The sequence below is a fragment of the Pseudomonas sp. 9Ag genome (assembly GCF_902506445.1).
Taxonomy (GTDB): Bacteria; Pseudomonadota; Gammaproteobacteria; order Pseudomonadales; family Pseudomonadaceae; genus Stutzerimonas; species Stutzerimonas stutzeri_AB.
In genome coordinates, this window is record NZ_LR733836.1 from 3,264,624 (window position 1) to 3,289,158 (window position 24,535).

Below are 24,535 nucleotides of genomic sequence, written 5' to 3' on the forward strand. Positions count from 1 at the left end.
TGAGTTAGTTCAGTTGCTCGACACGAATCCGCACCACGTTGCCCACCACGTCGGCAAGGGCTTCAAGTGCTGCGATGGCGTCGTCGATTCGCTGCTCGACCACTCGATGCGTGACCAGGATGACCGGAACCAATCCGTCTTGCTCTTCGGCTTCCTTCTGCATGATCGATTCGATATTGATGCCACGCTCCGACAGAATAGTGGCGACCTGAGCCAACACGCCCGGGCGATCCTTGGCTTGAATGCGTAGGTAATAGGCGCTTTCGCAAGCGCCGATCGGCAGGATCGGATGAGCAGAGAGCGAGTCCGGCTGAAAGGCCAAGTGCGGGACGCGGTTGTTCGGATCGGTGGTCAGCGCACGGGCCACATCCACCAGGTCCGCGACCACAGCCGAAGCCGTCGGCTCCATGCCGGCACCGGCCCCGTAATAAAGGGTCGAGCCAACGGCATCACCGTTGACCATCACCGCGTTCATTACGCCATTGACGTTGGCGATCAGGCGATCGGCCGGGATCAGCGTAGGGTGGACGCGCAGCTCGATGCCTGAGGCAGTGCTGCGCGCGACGCCCAGGTGCTTGATGCGGTAGCCCAGCGCCTCGGCGTAGTTGACGTCAGCCGTGGTCAGCTTGGAGATCCCTTCGGTGTAGGCCTTATCGAATTGCAGCGGCACGCCGAAGGCAATGGAGGCAAGGATGGTCAGCTTGTGGGCGGCGTCTATGCCTTCGACGTCGAAGGTCGGATCGGTCTCTGCATAACCGAGCTCCTGAGCCTCCTTCAGTACGTCCTCGAAGGTCCGACCTTTCTCCCGCATCTCGGTAAGAATGAAGTTACCGGTTCCGTTGATGATACCGGCGAGCCAATTGATCTGGTTGCCCGCCAGCCCTTCGCGAATGGCCTTAATGATCGGGATACCGCCGGCTACCGAGGCTTCGAAGGCTACGATGACGCCCTTCTCGCGCGCCTTCGCAAAGATCTCATTGCCGTGCACGGCGATCAGCGCCTTGTTTGCCGTGACCACATGCTTGCCGTTCTCGATGGCCTTGAGCACCAGTTCGCGGGCTAACGTATAGCCCCCGATCAGCTCGACGACGATGTCGATCTCGGGGTTATTGGCGACATCGAAGATATCGGCGGTAATCGGGGTGTCACCGGTGTTGCACTTGGGGTTCGCATGACGAGCCGCAATCTGCGCGACCTCGATTCCACGTCCAGCACGGCGCGCGATTTCCGCTGCGTTGCGCTCGAGCACATTGAAGGTACCGCCACCGACGGTTCCCAGCCCACAGATGCCAACTTTCACCGGTTTCAAGTTGCACTCCCCATTGCCAACGGACGGCCCTACACGGCGGCCGAACAAAAGAGTCGCACATTACGAAGCACAGGAGCTTTAGTCAAATCGGCAGCGCTTGGCGGACCGGCTACTAGCTGGACTTGCTCTGCAACCCCAGCCGCTGGTGCCACTGCGCTAGCGACTCATCCGGATACTCATCGAAGCAACGATCGTCTGGCCCCAGCTGCGGCTCGACCCACGACGCCTTCGATGCCAGCATCAGGTGTGTCGTCTCGGGCGGGCTCGGCAGGTCGCTATCGATTGCCGAGGCATGTGGATGCACCAGGTCTGGCCAGTTCGGGTCCCACAACCAGAGCGCGCTGCCACACAGCTTGCAGAAATGACGTTGCCCATCACTGATACGCACCGCGCCGGTTTTGGCATCGACCATTCTGGCCTGGTAGATGCTCAGGTTTTCGCGGCCATGCACCGTAAGCGTCCGGTGATCCCCACCCAGATTGATCGCATAGCCGCCCGCCCCTGCCGTTTTGCGACAGATCGAGCAATAACAGCGCATGAACGGATAGGGTTCGGCCGACTCCACAGAAAAACCAACGGCCTTGCAATGACAGGAACCTTCGAGCTTCATTTTCTCCACCTCTTCAATATGCCTTCTGGCTTTGAACGCGAGGGGGGAAACAGTTCAGCCGCAGCTGAAATGGACAGCCTCTTCGCGACAGAAGAGGCTGTCCAGGCGGCTACTTGGCTTTCAGAGCGAGTTCGGCGAGCTGCGGCGCCGGCTGGTAGCCAGGGATGATCTGGCCATCCGCGAGGATAATTGCCGGGGTGCCCTGAACGCCGATCAGCTGGCCTAACTCATACTGCTCGGCTACCGGGTTGTCGCAGCTGGCGGCCGGTACATCCTCACGTACCTTGGCCTTGTTCATCGCAGCCTGACGATCCTTTGCGCACCATACGCTGGTCAGGGTGTTGGCACCGTGACTGCCCATCCCCTGCCGCGGAAAGGCCATATAGCGAACCTCGACGCCAAGACGGTTCAGCTCCGGTACTTCACTGTGCAGCTTCTGGCAGTAGCCGCAATCGGTGTCGGTAAATACAGTGATATGGGTCTTCGGATTTTCAGGCGAGAAAACCACCATCTTGCTGGTTGGAACAGCGTCAATCGCTTTCGCAACGGATCGGCTCTGCGCCTGCTCGGTCAGGTTGGTCGCCTGGCCGTCCTTGAACTGATACATATAGCCCTGAATCAGGAACTGACCGTCCGCGCTCGCGTAGAGCTGACGCCCACCCTTCAGCTGAACCTGATAAACACCGTTCATGGGGCTTTCGGCGATCGCCTCGATGGGCATATCGGGTTGAAGTGCGTTAAGCGACTCACGGATCGCCTGTTCAGCGTCAGCGGCCAGGACAACAGAGCTGGCGAGGCCCAGGGCAACGGCAGCAAAACTACGATTCACGCGCATGAAATCTCCTGGCGACTTCGATCGAGGGAAGGTCGGCAGATTAACATAGCCCCTGTCGCCTGTTGCAGGCGGCAGACCTTCGCTCATCGGCTTTGTGGTCTGCACCGCATCTTCTAACGTCAGCCGCTCAACCACGCGGATGGTGTTGCGCGTGGAGTTCCTGCAGCCTGGCGCGGGCAATGTGCATGTAGATTTGCGTAGTCGACAGATCACTGTGGCCGAGGAGCATCTGCACGGTTCGAAGATCCGCTCCATGATTGAGCAGGTGAGTAGCAAATGCGTGACGCAGTGTGTGGGGAGAGATCGGCACGGCTATTCCGGCCTGCCGGGCATGCTGTTTGACTCGATGCCAAAACGTCTGCCTTGTCATCAGATCCCCTCGTCGGCTTGGAAATACCACATCGCTGGCCTTGCCACTGAGCAGCTCGTGACGGGCGTCGCGAAGATAGCGTGCCAGCCAGTGCATAGACTCCTCGCCCAAAGGCACCAGGCGCTCCTTGTTTCCTTTACCGAAGGTACGCAAGACGCCCTGGCGAAGATTGATCTGCTCAAGACGAAGTTCGATCAGCTCCGTGACCCGCAGGCCGGTTGCATAGAGGACTTCGAGCATCGCCCGGTCGCGCAGCCCCAGCGGCTCGCCGATATCCGGCGCGGACAGCAGCGATTCGACATCAGTTTCCGACAACGCCCTGGGCAGTGGCCGCCCCAACTGCGGCAGATCCACTCGCAGCGTTGGATCGACCGTGATCAAGCCTTCGCGCAACAGAAATCGATAGAACCCGCGAAGCCCGGACAACAGCCGTGCGGTTGAACGAGCCTTGTAGCCGTTAGCCAGGCGCCAGGCGAGGTGATCGAGAATGGCGTCCCGTCCCACATCGACAAGACGCACATTGCGCTCGCCCAGCCAGCCGTTGAATAGCGCTAAATCGCTGCGATAGGCGTCGCGGGTGTTGTCCGAAAGTCCTTTTTCGAGCCAAAGAGCGTCGAGGAAACGATCAATAAGGGGGTCGTCGTGAGCCGGCATGCACAGAAACACTGGACGGAAAGGCGGCCAGTGTTCCATAGACCGCTCGGACCGAACAGCCACCTTGCTCATTCCAAATAGACCTGATCGGCCCGAGCAGTGTCAGACTATCCAGTAGCTCCGCAACAACGGACCCACACGGAGTGTGAGCCTGATCTAACCGACCCGCCTCTTTGAACACCTGGTAACCATGACCGAACAAGACATTCTCATTGCCCTCGCTGCGCTCGGCATCGCCTCGCTTGCCAGCCAATGGCTGGCATGGCGATTACGACTGCCAGCGATTCTGTTTCTCTTGCTGAGTGGGATCCTGGCCGGCCCCGTGCTCGGCTGGCTGGACCCGACCCGCCTGTTCGGGACACTGCTCTTTCCGCTGGTTTCCCTGGCGGTGGCGTTGATCCTTTTCGAAGGCAGCCTGACGCTACGCGTCTCGGAATTGCCTGGCATCGGCACCGTCGTGCGCCGCCTGATTGGCATCGGCGCGCTGACGACCTGGGGCGTGATCACCCTGTCCGCTCATTGGCTGCTTGGCTTTGATTGGGACCTGGCGTTGCTCTTGGGAAGCTTGACGCTTGTGACGGGCCCGACCGTGATCGTACCAATGCTGCGCGTAGTGCGCCCCAACGCGGCGGTTGCCAATATCCTGAGATGGGAAGGCATCATCATCGATCCGATTGGCGCCTTGCTTGCAGTGGTGGTTTACAGCTTCATCATTACGCGAGGCACCGAGGCCGCCTGGACGCAGAGCTTGCAGACGTTCGGCGGGGTCCTGCTGTGCGGAACCGTGCTCGGGATAGCAGGAGGATGGACGCTCGGCCAACTGGTGAAAAGACACTGGCTGCCGGAGTATCTGCAGAATCTGGCGACACTGGCGTCAGTGCTCGGCGTATTCGTCACCGCCAATACCCTGGTGCATGAATCCGGCTTGCTGGCCGTCACGCTGATGGGGATCTGGCTTGCGAACATGAGGGATGTCGACGTGCGAGACATCCTTCACTTCAAGGAGAACCTGAGCATTCTGCTGATCTCGGGGTTGTTTATCCTGCTCGCAGCGATGCTCGACCTGACAGCCTTGGTGCAGCTGGGGCCGGCAGTGTTGATTCTTCTGGTGATCGTGCAATTCGTGGCCCGACCGCTGGCGATCACCCTGAGCACTTGGGGTTCCCAGTTGAACTGGCGGGAGAGGCTGCTGCTGGCATGGATTGCACCCCGCGGAATCGTGGCGGCTGCCGTGTCCGCAATCTTTGCGGTTCGCCTGGACGAAGCGGGCCACCAGGGCGCGCTGCTGCTCGTGCCCCTCACCTTCGCCGTCATCATCGGTACCGTCGTGCTGCAAAGCGCAACCGCACGCCCATTGGCGAGACTGCTGAAAGTCGCGGAACCGTCGCCAAGCGGCTTTTTGATCGTAGGCGCCAATCCGGTTGCAAGAGCGATAGGGCGCGCGCTGAGCGAACAAGGCGTGAGAGTCATGCTCACCGACTCCAGCTGGGACAATATTCGCGCGGCGCGGATGGAGAACCTGCCAACCTATTACGGGAACCCCGCCTCGCAACACGCCGAAAACCACCTCGACCTGGTTGGACTCGGGCACCTGCTGGCGTTGTCGCCTGTTGGAGAAATGAACACCCTCGCCGCCATGCGCTTCCGTCATGAGTTCGGCGTTGATCGACTGTTTAATCTGGCAAGCACACAAGAGAATCGACGCAGCGACAAACATCGTCCCAGCGACGAACACCGAGGCCGCCCGCTAGGTACGCCCACTCTGACCTACTCGCAACTTGCCGGGCGGCTTGGCCGAGGTGACTCACTTAAAAGCAACAAACTGACCGAAACCTTTGGCTGGCCGGAATACCAGACTCTAAATGGGTCAGGCGCAATCCTGTATTTCGCCATTGACAACCACGGCCATACACACGTGTTTCACCCGGATGCCCGCATCAAGCCGGAGGCTGGCTGGACCCTGATCGCTTTAACCGACAACGCAAACGTCCAAGCAGCCGTAAACAAACCTGAACCGGACCGTCCGAAAGCCTGAGCGCGCTAACACTTCCAGGCCCTACGAACAGCAACGGCCGCCGGCAGTAAGCCGCTCGCGCCCTGGCTACCCGGATTCGAGCAAAACCAACCGCCCACAAAAAAGCAGCCCGGAGGCTGCTTTTTTTTGTTAAGGAAACTTTCCTCAGGAAAGCTTTTCCTTGATGCGGGCTGCCTTGCCGGACAGCGCGCGGAGGTAGTACAGCTTGGCTTTACGGACATCACCACGGCGCTTGACGCTGAGGCTGTCGACCATCGGGCTGTAGTACTGGAAAGTACGCTCAACGCCTACACCGTTGGAGATCTTGCGAACAGTGAATGCACTGTTCAGGCCGCGGTTGCGCTTGCCAATCACAACGCCTTCAAAGGCCTGCAGACGCTCACGATCGCCTTCCTTCACCTTAACCTGGACAACTACGGTGTCACCGGGGGCGAACGGGGGCAGCTGCTTGGTCATCTGCTCGCTTTCAATCGCCTGAATAATCTTGTTGGTCATGCTGTGCTCCTGAGACAGGCCATGCTGGCGTGCCATCGATACGTTTAACTATCGTCCCGCTGGCGGATAAATTCCGCTAGCAGCTTTTGTTCTTCCCCAGAAAGCGAGCGGCTATCCAGAAGATCAGCGCGGCGTTCCCATGTCCTTCCGAGGGACTGCTGTAAACGCCAGCGCCGGATGTGTTCATGATTGCCGCTGAGCAACACTTCAGGAACACGTTTATCCGCATACACTTCCGGTCGCGTGTAATGCGGACAGTCGAGCAGGCCGTCAGTAAACGAGTCCTCCTCGGCTGAATCAGCATGACCCAATGCTCCAGGGAGCAGGCGGGTCACAGCATCGATCAGCACCATGGCCGGCAACTCACCGCCGGACAGCACATAGTCACCAATCGACCATTCCTCATCCACATGCGCTTCTATGAAGCGCTCGTCGATACCTTCGTAACGACCTGCAATGAGGATCAATCCTTCCTCACCCGCCAATGCACGGACGTCAGCCTGTTTGAGCTGCCGTCCCTGGGGAGAAAGATAAATCACCTTGGCCTTCTCACCTGCAGCATGCCGAGCATCTGCAAGCGCGAGTTCCAGTGGCTTGATCTTCATCACCATGCCCGGACCGCCCCCGAAAGGCCGATCATCGACCGTCTGATGACGATCTTCGGTATACGCTCGAGGATTCCAGCAATGCAGCTGAAGTAACCCCTGCTTTACTGCCCGGCTGGTGATTCCATATTCACTGATAGCAGCAAACATGTCCGGAAACAGACTGATGACATCGACACGAAGATTGGGCATGTTGACTAGAAGTCCGCATCCCATTCGACCCGCATCTCGCCTGCTTCCAGATCGATCTTCAAAACACACTGATCGGTGTAGGGCAACAAGCGTTCGCGATCATCCAGACTGCCGTCGAACGGCTTGACCACCATGACGTCATTGGCGCCCGTTTCGAGCAGATGATCGACCCGACCGAGCACCTGCTCGAGCTGGTTGATGATCGTCAGACCCTGCAACTGGTACCAGTAGTAATCATCACCGGTCAGCTGGGGTAGCTCACTGCGAGGAATACAGATCTCGAAGTCGGCGTAAGTACGCGCTTCTTCTCGATCCGTCAGCCCTTTCAGCGTAGCCACCAGGATCTTGCCCTGGAGGCGACCCTTCACCATCTCAACCTGCTTGACTTCATCGCCTCGCCTCAGCGTCCAGCGACGATACTCCAGCAGATTGTCGATTGGATCGGTGAAAGAATAGATCTTCACGTCTCCACGCACGCCATGCACCGATACGATCTTGCCGATGACGATCAGGTCTTCGGCCGGAGCTGACGTTGCGTTCATATTGTTCAGGCAGCGGCCTTAGCAGCTTCCTTCAGCAGCTGAGCAACACGCTCAGACGGCTGTGCGCCCTGGCCCAGCCAGTAAGTAGCGCGCTCCTGGTTTACAGAAAGCTTCACTTCCGCACCCGAGGCGATCGGATTGAAGAAGCCGATACGCTCAACGAAACGACCATCGCGCGGGTTGCGGCTGTTGGTCACGGTCAGGTGGTAGAAAGGGCGCTTCTTGGAGCCGCCACGGGCGAGACGAATAGTTACCATGTGAACATCGTTCCTGTAGTCGGTACAGCAAATCTGAATGCAGGGCCCAAGGCCCGAAAGGCCGCATATTCTAAGGAATATCCGGTTTTTTGCAAATGGCTTTTTAAAAAACAACTGCAGGCCTCGCCAGCAGGCCTGTTCAGCCTCAGCGCAGCCCGCTGAGGCGCTCGGAAAATTAGAACTTGGGCATTCCGCCGCCGCCCGGCAGCATCCCACCCATGCCACGCATCATCTTCGCCATGCCGCCTTTGCCGCTGACCTTCTTCATCATCTTTTGCATCTGCTTGTGCTGCTTGATCAAGCGACCGATGTCCTGAACCTGCGTGCCGGAACCCATCGCAATGCGACGTTTGCGCGAACCGCTGATGATATCCGGATTGCGGCGCTCGACAGGGGTCATCGAATTGATGATGGCCTCCATCTGTTTGAATTGCTTTTCCGCAGCGCCCTGGGCATTTCCCATCTGCGACAAATTCATGCCACCGATCGAGGGCAGCTTATCCATCAAGCCGCCTAGGCCACCCATGTTCTTCATTTGCTGAAGCTGATCACGGAAATCTTCCAGATCGAATCCCTTGCCCTTCTTCAGCTTCTTGGTGAGCTTCTCTGCCTTTTCCCGGTCGAGCGTTTGCTCGGCCTGCTCGATCAGACTGAGCACATCGCCCATGCCCAGGATTCGAGAAGCGATCCGGTCCGGATGGAACGGCTCGAGCGCATCGCTCTTCTCACCCATCCCCAGAAACTTGATCGGCTTACCGGTGATGTGGCGTACCGAAAGCGCAGCCCCGCCACGCGCATCACCGTCGACCTTGGTTAGCACCACGCCTGTCAGCGGAAGCGCTTCACCAAAAGCCTTTGCAGTATTAGCGGCGTCCTGACCCGTCATGGCGTCAACTACGAACAAGGTCTCTGCGGGCTTGATCGCCGCATGGACGGCCTGGATTTCGGCCATCATCTCCGCATCAATCGCTAGACGACCCGCGGTATCGACCAGAACCACATCGATGTATTTGAGCTTGGCCTCGCGGATAGCCGCTTGAGCAATCTCGACCGGTTTCTGGCTGGTGTCAGAAGGAAAGAAAGTCACCCCCACTTCCGCAGCAAGCGTCTCCAACTGCTTGATCGCTGCAGGGCGATAGACATCGGCAGACACCACCAATACCGACTTCTTCTTGCGCTCCTTCAGGAATCTAGCCAGCTTGCCGACGGTAGTCGTCTTACCTGCCCCTTGCAGGCCTGCCATCAGAATTACCGCAGGCGGAACCACACTGAGAGCGAGGTCTTCGTTCGCCGCGCCCATCAACTCTTCCAGCTCGACGCGCACGATTTTCACAAATGCCTGACCAGGCGTCAGGCTCTTGGAGACCTCCGTACCGACTGCCCTGTCCTTGACCCTGGCCACAAACTCCTTGACCACGGGTAGCGCCACGTCGGCTTCTAGCAATGCCATTCGTACTTCGCGCAGGGTGTCCTTGATGTTGTCCTCGGTCAGCTTGGCCTTGCCGGTGACATGGCGAAGGGTCTGCGAGAGGCGGTCGGTTAGGTTTTCAAACATGTGCCATTTCCACGCTGGGTGTGGTTAAGGCCCCGATTATAGAAGCTGCGCACCCCTGGCCGGTACCCCGCCATCAATGCTTTTCATCGAGCGGCCCCAACCATAACTGTCCTGATGACCGCCAGCCTGCCGACGGTTCCCCCATCAACCGGCTTTACGGCGGCAGCCGCGGCCAACCGCACACTTTTGCGCACCCGACGTTTATGCCACACTCATCGCCTTTCGAGCCTACTAACAGACCTATGCACCCTTTGCTCCCGAGCCTAGCTGCCGCCTGCCTTTATGCCGGCGTCACCGGATACCAGGGCCTGCGCCTGGCGCAACGCACCGTGCCGGACAAGCGTTTGCTGCTTATCCTGGGCGCATTGGCGCTCGCCGCACATGGCGTGAGCCTGTTCATCCAGCTGCTTTCACCGAGCGGCCTGCATCTGGACTTCTTCACCGCCTCGAGCCTGATTGCTGCTGCTGTGATCTTGTTGATCCTGCTCGCGCTTTACCGAATGCCCGTGGAAAACCTGCTGCTGTTGCTCTTTCCGCTGGGCTGCCTGACCGTGCTATTTGCCCAGTTCGCGCCGTCCGGCACGGCACCTGCCATTGCCGAGCAGCCGGGCATCCTGGCGCATATCCTGTTTTCCATCCTCGCCTACGGGATGCTCACGATTGCCGTGTTTCAATCATTGCTGCTACTGCTGCAGGATCATCATCTTAAGCACAAGCACCCGTCCGGCCTGATCAGGAACTTCCCACCGCTGCAGACCATGGAGAGCCTGCTATTCGGTTTTCTGCTCGCCGGCTGGCTGCTGCTCTCGGCATCGCTCATTTCCGGCTGGATCTTCCTCGACAACCTGTTCGCGCAACATCTGGTACATAAAACCTTGCTGTCCGTGGTCGCCTGGGTGGTGTTCGGCATGCTGCTATGGGGGCGTCATCAGCTGGGTTGGCGCGGCTACAAGGCCATCCGCTGGACGCTGGCAGGCTTCTGCTTGCTGATGCTGGCTTACTTCGGCAGCAAGCTGGTCCGCGAATTCATTCTGCATATCTAGGACCACCACGTGGAGAATCTACACCCCGGCTTTCTGGTCGGCATGCTGGTCGCTCTGCTGTTGTGCTCGGCATTCTTTTCCAGCTCCGAAACCGGAATGCTCAGCCTAAATCGTTATCGCCTGCGTCATCAGGCCAAGGAAGGGCACCGCGGCGCAAAACGCGCCAGCGCCCTGCTTGAACGTCCAGATCGGCTGCTCGGGACCATCTTGGTCGGCAACAACTTCGTCAACATTCTCGCTTCCGCAATTGCCACCGTCCTGGCCATCAAGCTGTGGGGCGAGGCGGGAATCGCAATCGCGACCATCGGCCTGACGATCGTCCTGCTGATCTTCGGGGAAATAACCCCCAAAACCCTCGCCGCCTTGCGCCCTGAAGCCGTGGCTTATCCCGTCAGCCTGCCGCTGCTGATGTTGCAGAAAGTGCTGTACCCCTTGGTGGCACTGCTCAACTGGATCAGCAATGGCCTTCTCAAGCTGCTCGGCGTTGACCTGTCCAACAAAGGCAGCGACAGCCTGTCCACGGAAGAACTGCGCAGCGTGGTGCACGAATCAGGCAGCGACATGCCGATGAAACGGCAAAGCATGCTGCTTGGCATCCTTGACCTGGAGCGGGTAACCGTCGACGACATCATGATTCCGCGTAATGAGGTCGCCGGCATCGATCTTGAAGATGATCTCGAAACCATCGTGACTCAGTTGCGCACGACGCCACACACCCGCCTCCCCGTGTTTCGCAAGGACATCAACCAGATCGAAGGCATCGTGCATATGCGTCAGATTGCGCGCCTGCTCAGCCATGACCAGCTGACACGGGAGAGCCTGCTGGAAGCATGCGACGATCCTTACTTCATTCCAGAGAACACCCCCCTCTCCACACAGCTGGTCAATTTTCAGAAGCAGAAACGCCGAATCGGTATCGTCGTTGATGAGTACGGCGATGTGCTGGGGATCGTGACCCTGGAAGATATTCTCGAAGAAATCGTCGGTGAGTTCAGCAATCAGGACGCATTGCGCAGCCCGGACATACATCCTCAGGACGACAGCACCCTGGTGATCGACGGCGCCGCTTACCTGCGCGAAGTCAACCGCGCGCTGGGGTGGCAGCTACCCTGCGATGGCCCCAAGACGCTTAACGGGCTGATTACTGAAGCGCTTGAACACATTCCTGACAGCGGAATATGCCTGCAAATCAACCAGTACCGACTCGAGATCTTGCAGGCGGCAGACAACCGCGTCAAAAGCGTACGCGCCTGGGTGATCGAGGAGCCTCAGGATTCAAAGGGCGACGCTCAATAACCGACGGCGCCCAGGTAGCCCGGGACTAGAGCGCTGTATCGATCGCCGAGGCCGCCCGCAACGCTTTTGCACGCGCCGCCTCTATCGACGCGTCACGGGCCAGTGCAATCCCCATGCGCCGCTGACCACTGAGACCGGGCTTGCCAAACAGGCGCAGCGCAGTATCCGGTTCATCCAGCGCAGCAGCCAGATTGCCGAAGCTCACCTGATCGGACTCACCCTCTACCAGCAGCACGGCAGAAGCAGACGGACCGAACTGACGAATCGCCGGAATCGGCAGTCCGAGAATCGCTCGCGCGTGCAAGGCGAATTCGGACAGGTCTTGGGATATTAGGGTTACCAGCCCCGTATCATGTGGCCGCGGTGAAACCTCGCAAAACCACACCTTGTCGCCCTTGATGAACAGCTCGACCCCAAAGATGCCACGCCCACCCAGGGCACCGGTGACCGCCAAGGCGATTCGCTCTGCCTCCGCCATCGCAGAGACGGTCATCGCCTGCGGTTGCCACGACTCCTGGTAGTCACCCTTTTCCTGACGATGCCCGACCGGCTGGCAGAAGGTAGTCCCGCCTGCGTGGCGGACCGTCAGCAAGGTAATCTCGTAGTCAAAATCAATGAAGCCCTCCACGATCACGCGCCCTTTCCCCGCGCGACCGCCGGCCTGGGCATACTCCCAGGCCTTGAGAAGATCGTCTTCACTGCGCAAAACCGATTGCCCCTTGCCTGACGAACTCATCACAGGTTTGATCAAGCAGGGAAAGCCGAGCTCGGAGACCGCCGCACGGCACGCCTCCAGGGAATCAGCGAAACGGTAAGGCGAGGTTGGCAACCCCAGCTCTTCGGCAGCCAGTCGGCGGATACCCTCCCGATTCATGGTGAGCTGCGCGGCCCGCGCGGTAGGGATAACGGTATAGCCTTCGCGCTCCAGTTCCACTAGCGTCACAGTGGCAATCGCCTCGATTTCGGGAACGATGAAATGCGGATTTTCCTGCTCGATGATGGACCGCAATGCTGCGCCGTCGAGCATGTCGATCACATGATGACGGTGCGCAACCTGCATGGCTGGCGCGTTGGCGTAGCGGTCCACCGCGATGACTTCCACGCCCAGACGTTGAAGCTCGATGACCAGCTCTTTGCCAAGCTCACCAGAACCACAAAGCAGCACGCGGGTAGCACTGGCCGATAGCGGCGTACCAATTCGGGGCATGACATTCCTCGCAATACGGAAAAGGGAAAGATGATCAGCAGCATGGTGCGCTTCGACTAAAACAGCAGACCGCTTTGGCGAGCACGCTCGTGACAACGCAACAGCACCTGTCGCCGTTCAGGATTATCCATTCGTCCCCAGCGCCGAATCTCATCGATACTACGCTGGCAACCCGTGCAGATATCGTCTTCGTCCAACGCGCAGACACTTACGCAAGGGGATGCGACCGGCTTCTCCGCTGCTATCAATCGTTCTGCTCCGCCAGCTCACGCGCATAGCGCTGAGCGTTGTGCACGTAGTGCGCCGCGCTGGCTTCAAGCATTTTCTTCTGCTGTTCGGTCAGCTCACGGACCACCTTGCCCGGCGAACCGACCACCAATGAACCGTCCGGGATCTCCTTGCCCTCGGCAATCAGCGTGTTGGCGCCGATGATGCAGTATTTGCCGATCTTCGCGCCGTTGAGAACCACGGCATTGATACCAACCAGGCTGTAGTCACCCACCGAGCAGCCGTGCAGCATGGCGTTGTGACCAACAGTGACTCCGGTACCCAGCGTCAGCGGATAGCCCATATCAGTGTGCATAACGCTGCCATCCTGCACATTGCTGTTCTCACCGATATGGATCAGCTCGTTGTCACCACGCAGCACGGCACCAAACCAGACGTTGGCGCCGGCATCAAGGCGAATCTTGCCCACCAACGTGGCATTTGGTGCTACCCAGCTCTGCGGATGGGTTTCAACGAGGGAATCACCCAGGCGATATTTCACGGTTATGACCTCTTCTGGCTCAGATCGATGTAGGAGGTGGGAGGCCGGCGCATTTCGATCCCGGCGTCGTACACCAGGTTGACTAACTCAACGACCATGATCGCTGTCAGACCCCAGATCTTGTATTCGCCATATTGGTAAGACGGGACGTACCATGCGCCGCCTTGGTAGTCGATCCGGTGGGTTACTTCACGCGCATCCTCGCAGAAGAACTCCAGCGGGACGGAAAACACCGACGCGATTTCCGCATCGTTGGCGCGATATTCGACGTAGTCCGGGACGATTCCGACGTAGGGGGTGACATGGATCCCGTGCAGTGAAACCAGACTGCTCAGAGGCCCAACGATTTCAACTATCCCCGGCGCCAGCCCGACTTCCTCCTCAGCCTCGCGCAAAGCGGTGTGGATAAGGTCACGATCTTCCGGATCGCGTCGCCCCCCAGGGAATGCCACCTCACCGCCATGGGTAGACAGACCACTGGCGCGCAGGGTCAGCACCAGTTCCGGCGAGTCGCTGCGGGTAATGGGCATCAATACGGCCGCCTCGGGCATCCTGCCTTCCGGCTCCAGAAGATGCGGAGAGTAATCACGCACCCGTTGGAGAATCTTGTCCAGCATCGAACTTCTCTTTCTGTCTTTGCCTCGCATCATGGCATGAATCACCGAGGCGCCCAAGGCAGGCCTAACCAAAATCCAGCGGCCCTGGCGCCCCTGGCAATGATGCGTTCGACGAGGCCAACCGTTGCTGGCAAACTTTCCCCGGCCAGCCGGCTCTCAGCAATAGCCAGCTTGATGATCGAAACTGGAATTAGCCAACTACCGCAATTGAAGGAGTCGCGATGAAATTTTGTAGCCAGTGCGGCGACTCGGTCATATCGCGGGTGCCCGAGGGCGATAATAGGCAACGTTTCGTCTGTACGTCCTGCGATACGATCCACTACCAGAACCCGCGCATCGTCGCGGGCTGTCTGCCAGTCTGGGATGAGTGCGTGCTGCTTTGCCGGCGCGCAATCGAGCCACGACGGGGATATTGGACACTGCCGGCGGGCTTTATGGAAAACGGCGAAACCGTTCAACAGGCAGCAGAACGCGAAACTCTTGAGGAAGCGTGCGCCCGTGTCACCGGCCTGCAGCTGTACACACTGTTCGACTTGCCGCACATCAACCAGGTCTATATGTTCTTTCGCGCCGAACTGGTCGATGAACGATTCAGTCCAGGAGACGAAAGCCTGGAAGTCCGGCTCTTTCGACAAGCCGATATCCCTTGGTCAGAGCTGGCTTTTCCGACCGTCGGCCGTACCCTAGAATACTTCTTCGCCGACCGGGTGCAGCAGGCCTTCCCGGTGCGCAACGAAGCCATCGAAGCAATGCGGGTGGCGCGCAAACAGGTCTGATGCAGTTTTGATTCAGGATTCGCCCCAATGCGCTGGCTGTTAGCAATAGTCTGCTTTAGTTTCGCCCCCCTCTCTTACGCAAACGCGACCCCCACCCTCGACGACTCGTTCATCGACAAAGTTCTGGTGGTCAAGTCCGAGCGCAAGCTTCACTTGATCAGCCGCGGCGTCAGCATGAAAAGCTACCGTGTGTCTCTCGGCAAACAAGCAGGCCCCAAACAACGCGAAGGAGACCAGCGCACCCCTGAAGGTCTTTACTGGATCGACTGGCGTAAAGTCTCAGACAAGTACAACCTGGCGATGCACATCTCTTACCCGAACGCCAAGGACCTGGCACGCGCTAGCAGCGAGGGCGCGAGACCGGGCAGCATGATCATGTTGCATGGCACGCCGCTCGACGAAGAATACCCCGAGTGGTACTTCCACACGCTCGACTGGACGGAAGGCTGCATCGCCCTGAAGAACGACGATATGCGCGAAATCTGGAGTCTGGTTAAAGACGGCACCTTGATAGAAATTCGCCCCTGAGCGAGCGCCGAGCTTGGCAAGGGGCAAGGCCGCGCGCTAGGGTGAAAGCCATTTTCTCGCCATTCGACCTCTCATGACGAAGCGCCCCTCCGACGAACAACTGCAGCTGGATCACCAGCTGTGTTTCGCCCTGTATTCTGCCTCTCTGCAGATGACCAAAGCGTACAAGCCGCTTTTGCAGAGCATCGGCCTCACCTACCCGCAATACCTGGCCATGCTAGTCCTTTGGGAGCGCGACGGCCTGACCGTCGGGGAGATCAGCGCGCGCTTGCTGACCGAGCCCGGGTCATTGACCCCTTTGCTCAAGCGCCTGGAGGCCGAAGGCCTGATCAGCCGGACCCGCAGCAGCCGCGACGAGCGAGTGGTCGAACTGCGTCTTACGGAGGCCGGGCGGGCCATGAAGGTGCAGGCTCGCGACTTTCCGGCCTGCATGCTCGAATGCACAGGGCAATCACAGGAAGCGTTGTTGGCACTACGCGATCAGCTCGTTTCCCTTCGAAGCGCATTGCTGGCCCGCGACTAACTGCACTCCTCTTCCCACCTTGATGCAAGCGCAGGGACATTGAAGCCATTTTATCTTGCGCGATAAACATTATCGCGATAGCTTAAATGGACTACCCATTCTTGGAGGACGCGAATCATGCAAAGCATCAAGGCTCTCTATACCGCCACGGCCACCGCAACCGGCGGTCGCGATGGCCGTGCTGTATCGCCAGACGGTCTACTTGACCTGAAACTGTCTACGCCTCGCGAGCTCGGCGGCCAAGGCGGCGATGGCACCAATCCGGAGCAGCTCTTCGCCGCGGGGTATTCGGCTTGCTTCATAGGCGCACTCAAGTTTGCCGCGAGCCAGCTGAAGCAGCCGCTTCCTGCCGACACTTCGGTCTCGGGTCAGGTCGGCATAGGCCAGATTCCCGGAGGTTTCGGTCTTGAAGTGGAGCTGAACGTCAATCTTCCAGGCCTGGAGCAGACCGCAGCCGAGCAGCTGACCGAAGCGGCGCACCAAGTTTGTCCCTATTCCAACGCTACACGTGGGAACATCGAAGTACGCCTGAACGTCAGCGTCTGACTAGCTGACATGATGCAAAAAAGCCGAGTCACCAGTGGCGACTCGGCTTTTCTATCGACATCGATCAATCAGAACTGCAGGTCGGACAGCCGCCAGACTTCGAAAGCTGGCTTCTCGTAAGGATGAGTGCGTTTGAGCGCCTTGACGCTATCGTGGATCAGCTCATCAGCGACCACCAACTCGACCTTCCATTCGGAAACCGATTGAACCTGGCCCTGCTGCCCCAGATAGGGCGTGCTGCCCTCCAGCGGGCGATATTGCCCATGCCCCAACACCTGCCAGCAGCAACTGTCGTACGCACCGATACGCCCGCCACCCGCCGCAAAAACCGCTTGTTTTACGGCATCCAGATGGCTCTCTGGGACATAGAAACACAGCTTGTACATCAACATCTCCGCACTGAAAAACGGTGAGCAGAGCACGAGCTCCGCCGGGTGGTTATGTTCAGGTCCAGAGCGTCCTTGCGTGCCCCAGGTCAAGATCAGACGTTGACCTCGGTGCTTGGTTCAGCGGTCGCGAGGTAACACCTCATAGGCAATAAAAAGCCCGAAGCGCTCGCACGCTTCGGGCTCTTTATCTCAGATCAACTTCAATCCACCCACACCCGCGCATTACGGAACATGCGCATCCAGCCGCCGTCTTCCTGCCACTCGTCCGGACGCCAGGAGTTGGTGACGGCACGGAATACGCGCTCAGGGTGCGGCATCATGATCGTCACACGCCCGTCCCGAGTCGTCAGGCCGGTAATGCCACGGGGCGAGCCGCCAGGATTGGCCGGGTACCGCTCGGTGACCTTGCCGTGATTATCGATGTAGCGCAGCGCTACCGTGCCGGACAAGTCGGCTTCAAGCAGCGCCTCCTCGCTTTCGAATTCCGCGTGACCTTCGCCATGAGCAATGGCAATCGGCAAACGCGATCCGGCCATACCTTGGAGGAAGATCGACGGCGAATCCTGAACCTGGACCATCGCCACACGCGCTTCGAACTGCTCAGAACGGTTACGCACGAAGTGCGGCCAGGATTCGCTGCCAGGTACCAGCTCGTGAAGGTTAGACAACATCTGACATCCATTACAGACGCCAAGGGCAAAGCTGTCTTTACGCTCAAAGAAGGCACTGAAATCTTCACGCGCGCGAGCATTAAACAGTATCGACTTGGCCCAGCCTTCGCCGGCGCCCAGCACGTCGCCGTAGGAGAAACCGCCACAAGCCACCAACCCCTTGAAGCGCTCAAGACTGATGCGGCCTGACAGAATATCGCTCATGTGCACGTCGACCGCGGCGAAACCCGCGCGATCGAACGCTGCCGCCATTTCAGTCTGGCCGTTTACGCCTTGCTCACGAAGGATCGCCACCTCAGGCCGTACGCCACGCTTGATATACGGCGCAGCGATGTTGTCGTTCACGTCAAAACCTAACGTGACGCTCAACCCGGGGTTGTCTTCCTCAAGCAGTGCATCGAACTCCTGATCGGCGCAGTCGACATTGTCCCGAAGGCGCTGGATCTGATAACTCGTCTCGGACCACTGCCGCTGTAGCAGCCGGCGATCACCTGCAAAGACATCTGCGCCTTCGAACTTGATTGCCACATGGCCGTTGTTGACTGGCTGCCCGATGACCGACACGCAGTCGGCAAGCCCTGCCGCGCTGAACTGTGCGAGCACGATTTCCGTGTCGCCCTGACGAACCTGGACCAGCGCACCCAGTTCTTCGTTGAACAAAGCTGCCGGGATATGAGCAACGGTTTCAACAAGCGAATCGAGATTCAGGTTGAGACCGCAATGACCGGCAAAGGCCATTTCCAGTGCGGTAGTCAGCAAGCCGCCATCGGAACGATCGTGGTAAGCCAGCAACAGCCCGTCGGCGTTAAGCCCCTGGATCACGGCGAAGAAGGCTTGCAGATCTTCCGCATCGTCCACATCCGGCGCCTGACGGGCCATATGGCCATAGACCTGCGCCAGGATGGACGCCCCCATACGGTTCTGACCGCGACCAAGATCAATCAGGATCAGGTCGGTTTCGCCCTTGTCCAGACGCAGCTGCGGCGTCAGAGTCTGGCGAATGTCGACAACCGGGGCAAAGCCGGACACCACGAGCGAAAGTGGCGAGGTAACGCTCTTGTCTACGCCCTCGTCGCTCCAGCGGGTCTTCATCGACATGGAGTCTTTGCCCACTGGAATAGTGATACCCAGCTCAGGACACAGCTCCATGCCAACCGCCTTGACCGTGTCGAACAGACGCGCATCCTCGCCCGGATGCCCGGCAGCGGCCATCCAGTTGGCAGATAGCTTGATGTCGGAAATCTTCTCGATACGTGCTGCGGCAAGGTTGGTCAGCGTTTCGCCGATAGCCATACGACCCGACGCTGGCGCGTCGAGCAGGGCCAGCGGCGTGCGCTCGCCCATGGCCATGGCTTCACCGGTATAGACGTCATAGCTGGTAGCCGTAACCGCGCAGTCGGCCACCGGCACCTGCCAGGGCCCGACCATCTGATCGCGCGCGACCATGCCAGTGATGCTGCGATCACCAATGGTGATCAGGAAGCTCTTGCTCGCGACCGCAGGGTGATGAAGCACGCGATTGATCGCCTCGGAGAGGTCGACCTGATCAGCTGAAAAGTCATCCCCCAGTTCGGCTTCACGAACGGCGCTGCGATGCATGCGCGGCGCTTTGCCGAGCAAAACGTTGAGCGGCATATCGACCGGCTTATCACCGAAATGGCTGTCGGCCACCGTCAGGTGCGGCTCGGCCGTGGCTTCGCCGACTACGGCGAAGGGGCAACGCTCGCGCTTGCAGATCTCTTCGAAACGCTCGAGATCAGCCGCATCGACCGACAGGACATACCGCTCCTGGGACTCATTGCACCAGATCTCATGCGGCGCCATGCCTGGCTCATCGTTAGGCACCTTGCGCAGTTCGAAACGACCGCCACGACCGCCGTCATTGACCAACTCAGGGAAAGCGTTGGACAGGCCGCCGGCACCGACGTCGTGGATGAACTTGATCGGGTTCCTGTCGCCGAGCTGCCAGCAGCGATCGATAACTTCCTGACAGCGACGCTCCATTTCTGGGTTGTCACGCTGCACTGACGCGAAATCCAGATCGGCCGAACTGCTGCCGGTCGCCATGGAGGATGCCGCGCCACCGCCCAGGCCGATGAGCATCGCCGGGCCACCGAGCACGATCAGTTTGCCGCCGACCGAGATTTCGGCTTTCTGAACATGATCTTCACGAATGTTGCCCATACCGCCGGCCAACATGATCGGCTTGTGATATCCGCGGACTTCCTCACCACGCGGCGTGCTGATCGCCTGCTCGAAGGTCCGGAAATAGCCATTCAGAGCTGGACGACCGAATTCGTTGTTGAAAGCCGCGCCACCCAGAGGGCCTTCGATCATGATGTCGAGCGGCGTGACGATGCGCTCAGGCTTGCCGTATGGCACTTCCCAAGGCTGTTCGAAGCCTGGGATGTTGAGGTTGGAGACGGTAAACCCGGTGAGGCCGGCCTTCGGCTTGGCGCCACGTCCGGTTGCGCCTTCATCTCGTATTTCGCCACCGGAGCCGGTAGCCGCGCCCGGGAATGGCGCAATGGCGGTCGGGTGGTTGTGCGTTTCGACCTTCATCAAGATGTGCACGGGCTGCTTGTTCGCCGCGTATTCGCCCGTTTCCGCGTCCGGGTAGAACCGTCCGGCTACGTTACCGACGATGACCGCAGCGTTGTCCTTGTAGGCCGACAACACACCTTCGCCGTGCATCTGAAAGGTATTCTTGATCATGCCGAACAGCGACTTTTCCTGGCTTTCGCCATCGATGTCCCAGCTGGCATTGAAGATCTTGTGACGGCAATGCTCGGAGTTGGCCTGCGCGAACATCATCAGTTCGATGTCGTGCGGGTTACGGCCGAGCCCGTTGAAACTGGTAACCAGATAGTCAATCTCGTCTTCGGCCAATGCCAGACCCAATTCCACGTTGGCCTGTTCCAGCGCGGCACGGCCACCCGCCAGCACATCGATCGTGCGCAGCGGCTTGGGTTGTGCGTGGCTGAACAGCTCTGCCGCACCCTCGAACTGCTCGAGGACCAGCTGAGTCATCCGGTCGTGCAGGACCGCTGCGATCAGGCCCGCATCGGCCTCCGAGAAATCGCCTTCGACATAGTAGGCAATGCCGCGCTCAAGGCGCTGAATCTTGTCGAGACCGCAATTTCGCGCAATGTCGCTGGCCTTGCTGGACCAAGGCGAGATGGTGCCGAAGCGCGGGATCACCAGGAACAGTCGTCCTGCAGGCTCCTGAACTGGAACGCTGGGACCGTATTTCAACAGCCGGGCCAGTACTTGCTGCTCGTCCGCACCAAGCGTGCCGGACACCTCGGCGAAATGAGCAAACTCGGCGTACAACCCGCGCACAGCGGGGACCTTATCGGTCAATTGGGCCAGGAGCTTACCGTGACGGAAGGCGGAAAGAGCGGGAGCGCCGCGCAGGATCAACATCGTCGGAACAGCCTCGGAGGGGGGAGCAGTCGGGCCGCGTATTCTAGCCCATGACGGCGCCCGAGGCTAAGGGGACGCCGTCGAATTAAGCTCGGAGACAGAAGCTGAACATTCAGTCAGAACTGAACGTTCAGCCCGATGCAGCGACCAGTCAATGCAGAATCTGACTGAGGAACAGCTTGGTCCGTTCGTTGCTGGGGTTGGTGAAGAAGGTCTCTGGGTCGGCCTCCTCGACGATCTCGCCCTTGTCCATGAAGATCACCCGATCAGCGACGGTGCGCGCGAAGCCCATCTCATGGGTCACGCAAAGCATCGTCATACCACTTTCGGCGAGGCCGACCATGGTATCGAGCACCTCCTTCACCATCTCCGGGTCCAGTGCCGAGGTGGGCTCGTCGAACAGCATGATCTTTGGCTTCATGCACAGCGCCCGCGCAATCGCGACCCGCTGCTGCTGACCGCCAGACAGCTGCCCTGGAAACTTGTCGGCCTGCTCCGGGATACGTACCCGCTCGAGGTAATGCATGGCGACCTCCTCAGCCTGGCGCCGGGGCATCTTGCGTACCCACATTGGAGCCAGAGTGCAGTTCTGCAGCACCGTGAGATGGGGGAACAGGTTGAAGTGCTGGAACACCATGCCGACCTCGCTGCGAATCGCTTCGATCTGCTTGAGGTCATTGGTCAGCTCAACGCCATTGATGACGATACGACCCTGCTGATGCTCTTCCAGCCGGTTGAGGCAGCGAATGGTAGTGGACTTGCCCGAACCGGACGGACCACAAAGGACGATACGTTCGCCCTGGGTGACGTTCAGATTGATGTCCTTGAGCACGTGAAACTGACCGAACCACTTGTGCACGCCCTGCATCTGGATCACGGATTCACCAGACTGCTCGGGCTGCTGGCTATTCAAAGATGTTTCATTCATGTGTAACGCTCCTAATTCCGGTGACCTGTGTCGAGCTTGCGTTCCAGATGCATGGAATAGCGCGACATGCCAAAACAGAAAACCCAGTAGACCAGCGCTGCAAACACATACCCCTCGGTCGACATGCCCAGCCAGGCAGGGTCCGAGGTGGCGCGTTTGATGCTGTTGAGGAAGTCGAACAGGCCGATGATGATCACCAGGCTCGTGTCCTTGAACAGTGCGATGAAGGTGTTGACGATGCCCGGAATGACCATCTTCAGCGCCTGCGGCAGGATGACCAGAATCATGCTGCGCCAGTAGCCCAAGCCCATCGCTGCGGCCGCCTCGTATTGCCCTTTGGGGATCGCCTGCAAGCCTCCGCGCACGACTTCGGCGATGTAAGCCGCCTCAAAGAAAACCACCATCACCATGGCGCGCATCAGCTTGTCGAGGTTCATGCCCTCCGGCAGGAACAACGGCAGCATCACCGAGGACATGAACAGCACGGTGATTAGCGGGACACCGCGCCAGAACTCGATGAAAGTGATGCACAGCACGCGGATAGCCGGCATGTCGGAACGCCGTCCCAGCGCCAGCAGGATTCCGAGTGGCAGTGCCCCGGCGATACCCACGGCCGCGATGACGATGGTCAGCATCAGCCCACCCCAGCGGCTCGTGGGTACTGTTTCCAGCCCCAGAAAACCGCCATGCAGCAACCAGTAGGCAACCAGCGGGTAAATCACCAGAAAGGCGATACCGTAGCTTGCTTTATGCCGCATCTGCTTCAGGAACAGCGGCGCGGCACCGATGATGGCGAGCCAGGCAGTGGCATCCACACGCCAGCGCAGCTCCGGCGGGTAAAAACCGTACATGAATTGGCTGAAACGTGTCTGCACGAACACCCAGCACGCCCCCTCACGACTGCAGTCGTCACGTGTGTCACCGGTCCAGTCGGCCTTGATGATGGCCCAGTCGATGAGGGGAGGCACTATTAGCCAGATCAGATAGAGGCCGATCAAGGTCAGCAGCGTATTGACCCAGCTAGAAAACAGATTGGCCCGCATCCAGCCCAGCACACCAATATTGGTGGACGGAGCCGGCAGGTCCGGTTTGAAAGTATGGCTTGTCATGCGCTGATCCTCACCGCTCGATTAGCGCAATGCGCTTGTTGTACCAGTTCATCAGCAGCGAAATGCTGATGCTGATGGCGAGGTACACACTCATGGTGATGGCCATGGTTTCGATCGCCTGGCCGGTCTGGTTGAGCACCGTGCCGGCAAACAGCGAAACCATGTCCGGATAGCCGATCGCAGCGGCGAGAGAGGAGTTTTTGGCGAGGTTGAGGTATTGGCTGGTCAGCGGAGGAATGATCACCCGCATGGCTTGGGGAATGATCACCAACCGCAAAACACGACCCGGACGAAGGCCCAACGAAGCCGCCGCCTCGGTCTGACCGTGGCTCACTGACTGGATGCCTGCGCGCACCGTTTCACCGATAAAGGCGGCGGTATAGATCGACAACGCCAGCACAATCGACACCAGTTCCGGAATCACCACCCAGCCACCGCGAATGTTGAAACGCTGCAGCTCCGGCACTTCCCACAGAAAGGGCGCGCCCATGATCAGCGAGCAAAGCCCTGGAATTGCGATAAACAGCGCCAGGCTGGCGGAGAACACTGGAAATGTCTGACCGGTGGCGTGACGCCGAGCGCGTGCCCAGCGATTGAGCATCACGATTGCGACCAGTGCCACAAACATGGCTACCCAGAACGACCAGAACCCCTCTCCGGCGCTCGGGGCTGGCATCTGCACACCTCGGTTGTTGATGAACACCACGTCCCAAAGACTCAAGCTTTCCCTGGGCCCGGGCAGCGGGCTGAGCACCGCAAAGTAGACAAAGAAAATCTGTAGCAACGGGGGGATGTTGCGAAACGTCTCGATATAAACGGTGGCGATCTTGCGGATCAACCAATTGGGAGACAGCCGGGCTACACCGAGAATGAAACCGATGACGGTCGCCAGGATGATGCCGACGATGCTTACCAGCAGCGTATTGAGCAGGCCGACCCAGAAGACCCGACCGTAAGAGTCGCTCTCGCTGTAGTCAATCAGATGTTGGGAGATGCCGAAGCCGGCAGCGTTATCGAGAAAACCGAAGCCTGACGTGATGCCTCGGTGGGCAAGATTGGTCTGGGTGTTGTGAAACAAAAACCAGCCAATCCCTACTACGGTTATTACGGCGATGATCTGGAACACCCAGCCACGCGCCTGCGGATCCGTGAGCAGCGAGCCGCGCGCGGCCCCCGCTTTGGCAATGGTTCGCATCAAGAAACCTCATACGGCGCTGCCGGTGCCCTGGCACCGGCAGCGCTCATCCT

25 protein-coding genes are annotated in these 24,535 nt (G+C 59.1%); 7 read left to right on the forward strand and 18 right to left on the reverse strand.

Translation table 11 applies throughout. The features are described from left to right. Nucleotides 1-4: 4 nt before the first annotated feature. The 4 genes from ALTERO38_RS14775 to xerD all read right to left on the reverse strand — a co-directional run bounded on the left by ALTERO38_RS14775 (nt 5) and on the right by xerD (nt 3,778). Entirely contained in the window at nt 5-1,309 is a 1,305-nt protein-coding gene (locus ALTERO38_RS14775) for a homoserine dehydrogenase (RefSeq protein WP_102835718.1), read from the reverse strand. Between the two features lie 112 nt (nt 1,310-1,421). Continuing rightward, nucleotides 1,422-1,919 carry a GFA family protein gene (locus ALTERO38_RS14780; protein WP_159968840.1) on the reverse strand — a complete coding sequence of 166 codons (498 nt, stop codon included), beginning with the start codon at nt 1,917-1,919 and terminating at the stop codon, nt 1,422-1,424. A gap of 109 nt (nt 1,920-2,028) precedes the next feature. Continuing rightward, nucleotides 2,029-2,754: a DsbC family protein gene (locus tag ALTERO38_RS14785; protein WP_159968841.1), complete on the reverse strand. Its 726-nt coding sequence runs from the start codon at nt 2,752-2,754 to the stop codon at nt 2,029-2,031. A 127-nt stretch (nt 2,755-2,881) separates the two neighbouring features. Beyond that, complete coding sequence (xerD, locus tag ALTERO38_RS14790) at nt 2,882-3,778, reverse strand: site-specific tyrosine recombinase XerD (protein WP_159969719.1); 897 nt, start codon at nt 3,776-3,778, stop codon at nt 2,882-2,884. Nucleotides 3,779-3,968: 190 nt separating this feature from the next. On the opposite strand from xerD, the gene ALTERO38_RS14795 reads away from it, so the two are divergent. Continuing rightward, nucleotides 3,969-5,813, forward strand: a complete 1,845-nt coding sequence (locus tag ALTERO38_RS14795; RefSeq protein WP_159968842.1) for a sodium:proton antiporter — start codon at nt 3,969-3,971, stop codon at nt 5,811-5,813. Nucleotides 5,814-5,957: 144 nt separating this feature from the next. On the opposite strand, the gene rplS is transcribed toward ALTERO38_RS14795, so the two are convergent. From rplS to ffh, 5 genes are all read right to left on the reverse strand, one after another. After that, the gene (gene rplS / locus ALTERO38_RS14800) at nt 5,958-6,308 is read right to left on the reverse strand and encodes a 50S ribosomal protein L19 (RefSeq protein WP_102835714.1); all 351 of its coding nucleotides are present in this window, start codon (nt 6,306-6,308) and stop codon (nt 5,958-5,960) included. Nucleotides 6,309-6,352: 44 nt separating this feature from the next. Next, complete coding sequence (gene trmD, locus ALTERO38_RS14805; protein ID WP_102835713.1) at nt 6,353-7,105, reverse strand: tRNA (guanosine(37)-N1)-methyltransferase TrmD; 753 nt, start codon at nt 7,103-7,105, stop codon at nt 6,353-6,355. Between the two features lie 5 nt (nt 7,106-7,110). After that, nucleotides 7,111-7,647, reverse strand: coding sequence for a ribosome maturation factor RimM (gene rimM / locus ALTERO38_RS14810; RefSeq protein WP_159968843.1), 537 nt, complete (start codon nt 7,645-7,647; stop codon nt 7,111-7,113). 5 nt (nt 7,648-7,652) lie between these two features. Then, entirely contained in the window at nt 7,653-7,904 is a 252-nt protein-coding gene (gene rpsP / locus ALTERO38_RS14815) for a 30S ribosomal protein S16 (RefSeq protein ID WP_102835711.1), read from the reverse strand. Between the two features lie 175 nt (nt 7,905-8,079). Continuing rightward, a complete protein-coding gene (gene ffh / locus ALTERO38_RS14820; RefSeq protein WP_102835710.1) occupies nt 8,080-9,459 on the reverse strand; it encodes a signal recognition particle protein in 1,380 nt (459 codons plus the stop codon). A 242-nt stretch (nt 9,460-9,701) separates the two neighbouring features. Between ffh and ALTERO38_RS14825 the strand changes: the two genes are divergently transcribed. Together ALTERO38_RS14825 and ALTERO38_RS14830 are read left to right on the forward strand one after the other, a co-directional pair. Next, on the forward strand, nt 9,702-10,502 hold the full coding sequence (locus ALTERO38_RS14825; protein WP_102835709.1) for an inner membrane protein YpjD: 801 nt from the start codon (nt 9,702-9,704) through the stop codon (nt 10,500-10,502). A 9-nt stretch (nt 10,503-10,511) separates the two neighbouring features. Beyond that, the gene (locus ALTERO38_RS14830) at nt 10,512-11,798 is read left to right on the forward strand and encodes an HlyC/CorC family transporter (RefSeq protein ID WP_159968844.1); all 1,287 of its coding nucleotides are present in this window, start codon (nt 10,512-10,514) and stop codon (nt 11,796-11,798) included. Nucleotides 11,799-11,823: 25 nt separating this feature from the next. On the opposite strand, the gene purT is transcribed toward ALTERO38_RS14830, so the two are convergent. From purT to ALTERO38_RS14850, 4 genes are read right to left on the reverse strand one after another with little or no spacing between them, the layout of a single operon-like run. Then, complete coding sequence (gene purT, locus ALTERO38_RS14835; RefSeq protein ID WP_159968845.1) at nt 11,824-13,005, reverse strand: formate-dependent phosphoribosylglycinamide formyltransferase; 1,182 nt, start codon at nt 13,003-13,005, stop codon at nt 11,824-11,826. A gap of 56 nt (nt 13,006-13,061) precedes the next feature. After that, nucleotides 13,062-13,253 (reverse strand): DUF1289 domain-containing protein, encoded by a 192-nt coding sequence (locus ALTERO38_RS14840; protein ID WP_148926669.1) that lies wholly within the window; start codon nt 13,251-13,253, stop codon nt 13,062-13,064. Then, a complete protein-coding gene (locus tag ALTERO38_RS14845) occupies nt 13,250-13,774 on the reverse strand; it encodes a gamma carbonic anhydrase family protein (protein ID WP_159968846.1) in 525 nt (174 codons plus the stop codon). The genes ALTERO38_RS14840 and ALTERO38_RS14845 overlap by 4 nt, the downstream gene beginning before the upstream one ends. 2 nt (nt 13,775-13,776) lie before the next feature. Then, a complete protein-coding gene (locus ALTERO38_RS14850) occupies nt 13,777-14,391 on the reverse strand; it encodes a CoA pyrophosphatase (RefSeq protein ID WP_102835704.1) in 615 nt (204 codons plus the stop codon). 221 nt (nt 14,392-14,612) lie between these two features. Here ALTERO38_RS14850 and ALTERO38_RS14855 point away from each other — a divergent pair, with 221 nt between their 5' ends. From ALTERO38_RS14855 to ALTERO38_RS14870, 4 genes are all read left to right on the forward strand, one after another. After that, nucleotides 14,613-15,167, forward strand: a complete 555-nt coding sequence (locus ALTERO38_RS14855) for an NUDIX hydrolase (RefSeq protein WP_159968847.1) — start codon at nt 14,613-14,615, stop codon at nt 15,165-15,167. Between the two features lie 27 nt (nt 15,168-15,194). Continuing rightward, nucleotides 15,195-15,695: a murein L,D-transpeptidase family protein gene (locus ALTERO38_RS14860; protein ID WP_159968848.1), complete on the forward strand. Its 501-nt coding sequence runs from the start codon at nt 15,195-15,197 to the stop codon at nt 15,693-15,695. A 73-nt stretch (nt 15,696-15,768) separates the two neighbouring features. Continuing rightward, a complete protein-coding gene (locus tag ALTERO38_RS14865) occupies nt 15,769-16,218 on the forward strand; it encodes a MarR family winged helix-turn-helix transcriptional regulator (protein ID WP_102835701.1) in 450 nt (149 codons plus the stop codon). 117 nt (nt 16,219-16,335) lie between these two features. Continuing rightward, on the forward strand, nt 16,336-16,764 hold the full coding sequence (locus ALTERO38_RS14870; protein ID WP_102835700.1) for an organic hydroperoxide resistance protein: 429 nt from the start codon (nt 16,336-16,338) through the stop codon (nt 16,762-16,764). 68 nt (nt 16,765-16,832) lie between these two features. Here ALTERO38_RS14870 and ALTERO38_RS14875 read toward each other — a convergent pair whose 3' ends face one another. From ALTERO38_RS14875 to ALTERO38_RS14895, 5 genes are all read right to left on the reverse strand, one after another. Continuing rightward, a complete protein-coding gene (locus ALTERO38_RS14875) occupies nt 16,833-17,150 on the reverse strand; it encodes a YqfO family protein (protein WP_159968849.1) in 318 nt (105 codons plus the stop codon). A gap of 203 nt (nt 17,151-17,353) precedes the next feature. After that, nucleotides 17,354-21,250, reverse strand: a complete 3,897-nt coding sequence (gene purL, locus ALTERO38_RS14880; protein ID WP_159968850.1) for a phosphoribosylformylglycinamidine synthase — start codon at nt 21,248-21,250, stop codon at nt 17,354-17,356. 151 nt (nt 21,251-21,401) lie between these two features. Further along, entirely contained in the window at nt 21,402-22,178 is a 777-nt protein-coding gene (locus tag ALTERO38_RS14885; protein ID WP_159968851.1) for an amino acid ABC transporter ATP-binding protein, read from the reverse strand. 11 nt (nt 22,179-22,189) lie between these two features. Further along, nucleotides 22,190-23,287 carry an amino acid ABC transporter permease gene (locus tag ALTERO38_RS14890; protein WP_159968852.1) on the reverse strand — a complete coding sequence of 366 codons (1,098 nt, stop codon included), beginning with the start codon at nt 23,285-23,287 and terminating at the stop codon, nt 22,190-22,192. Nucleotides 23,288-23,297: 10 nt separating this feature from the next. After that, nucleotides 23,298-24,482: an amino acid ABC transporter permease gene (locus ALTERO38_RS14895; protein ID WP_159968853.1), complete on the reverse strand. Its 1,185-nt coding sequence runs from the start codon at nt 24,480-24,482 to the stop codon at nt 23,298-23,300. Nucleotides 24,483-24,535: the final 53 nt, after the last annotated feature.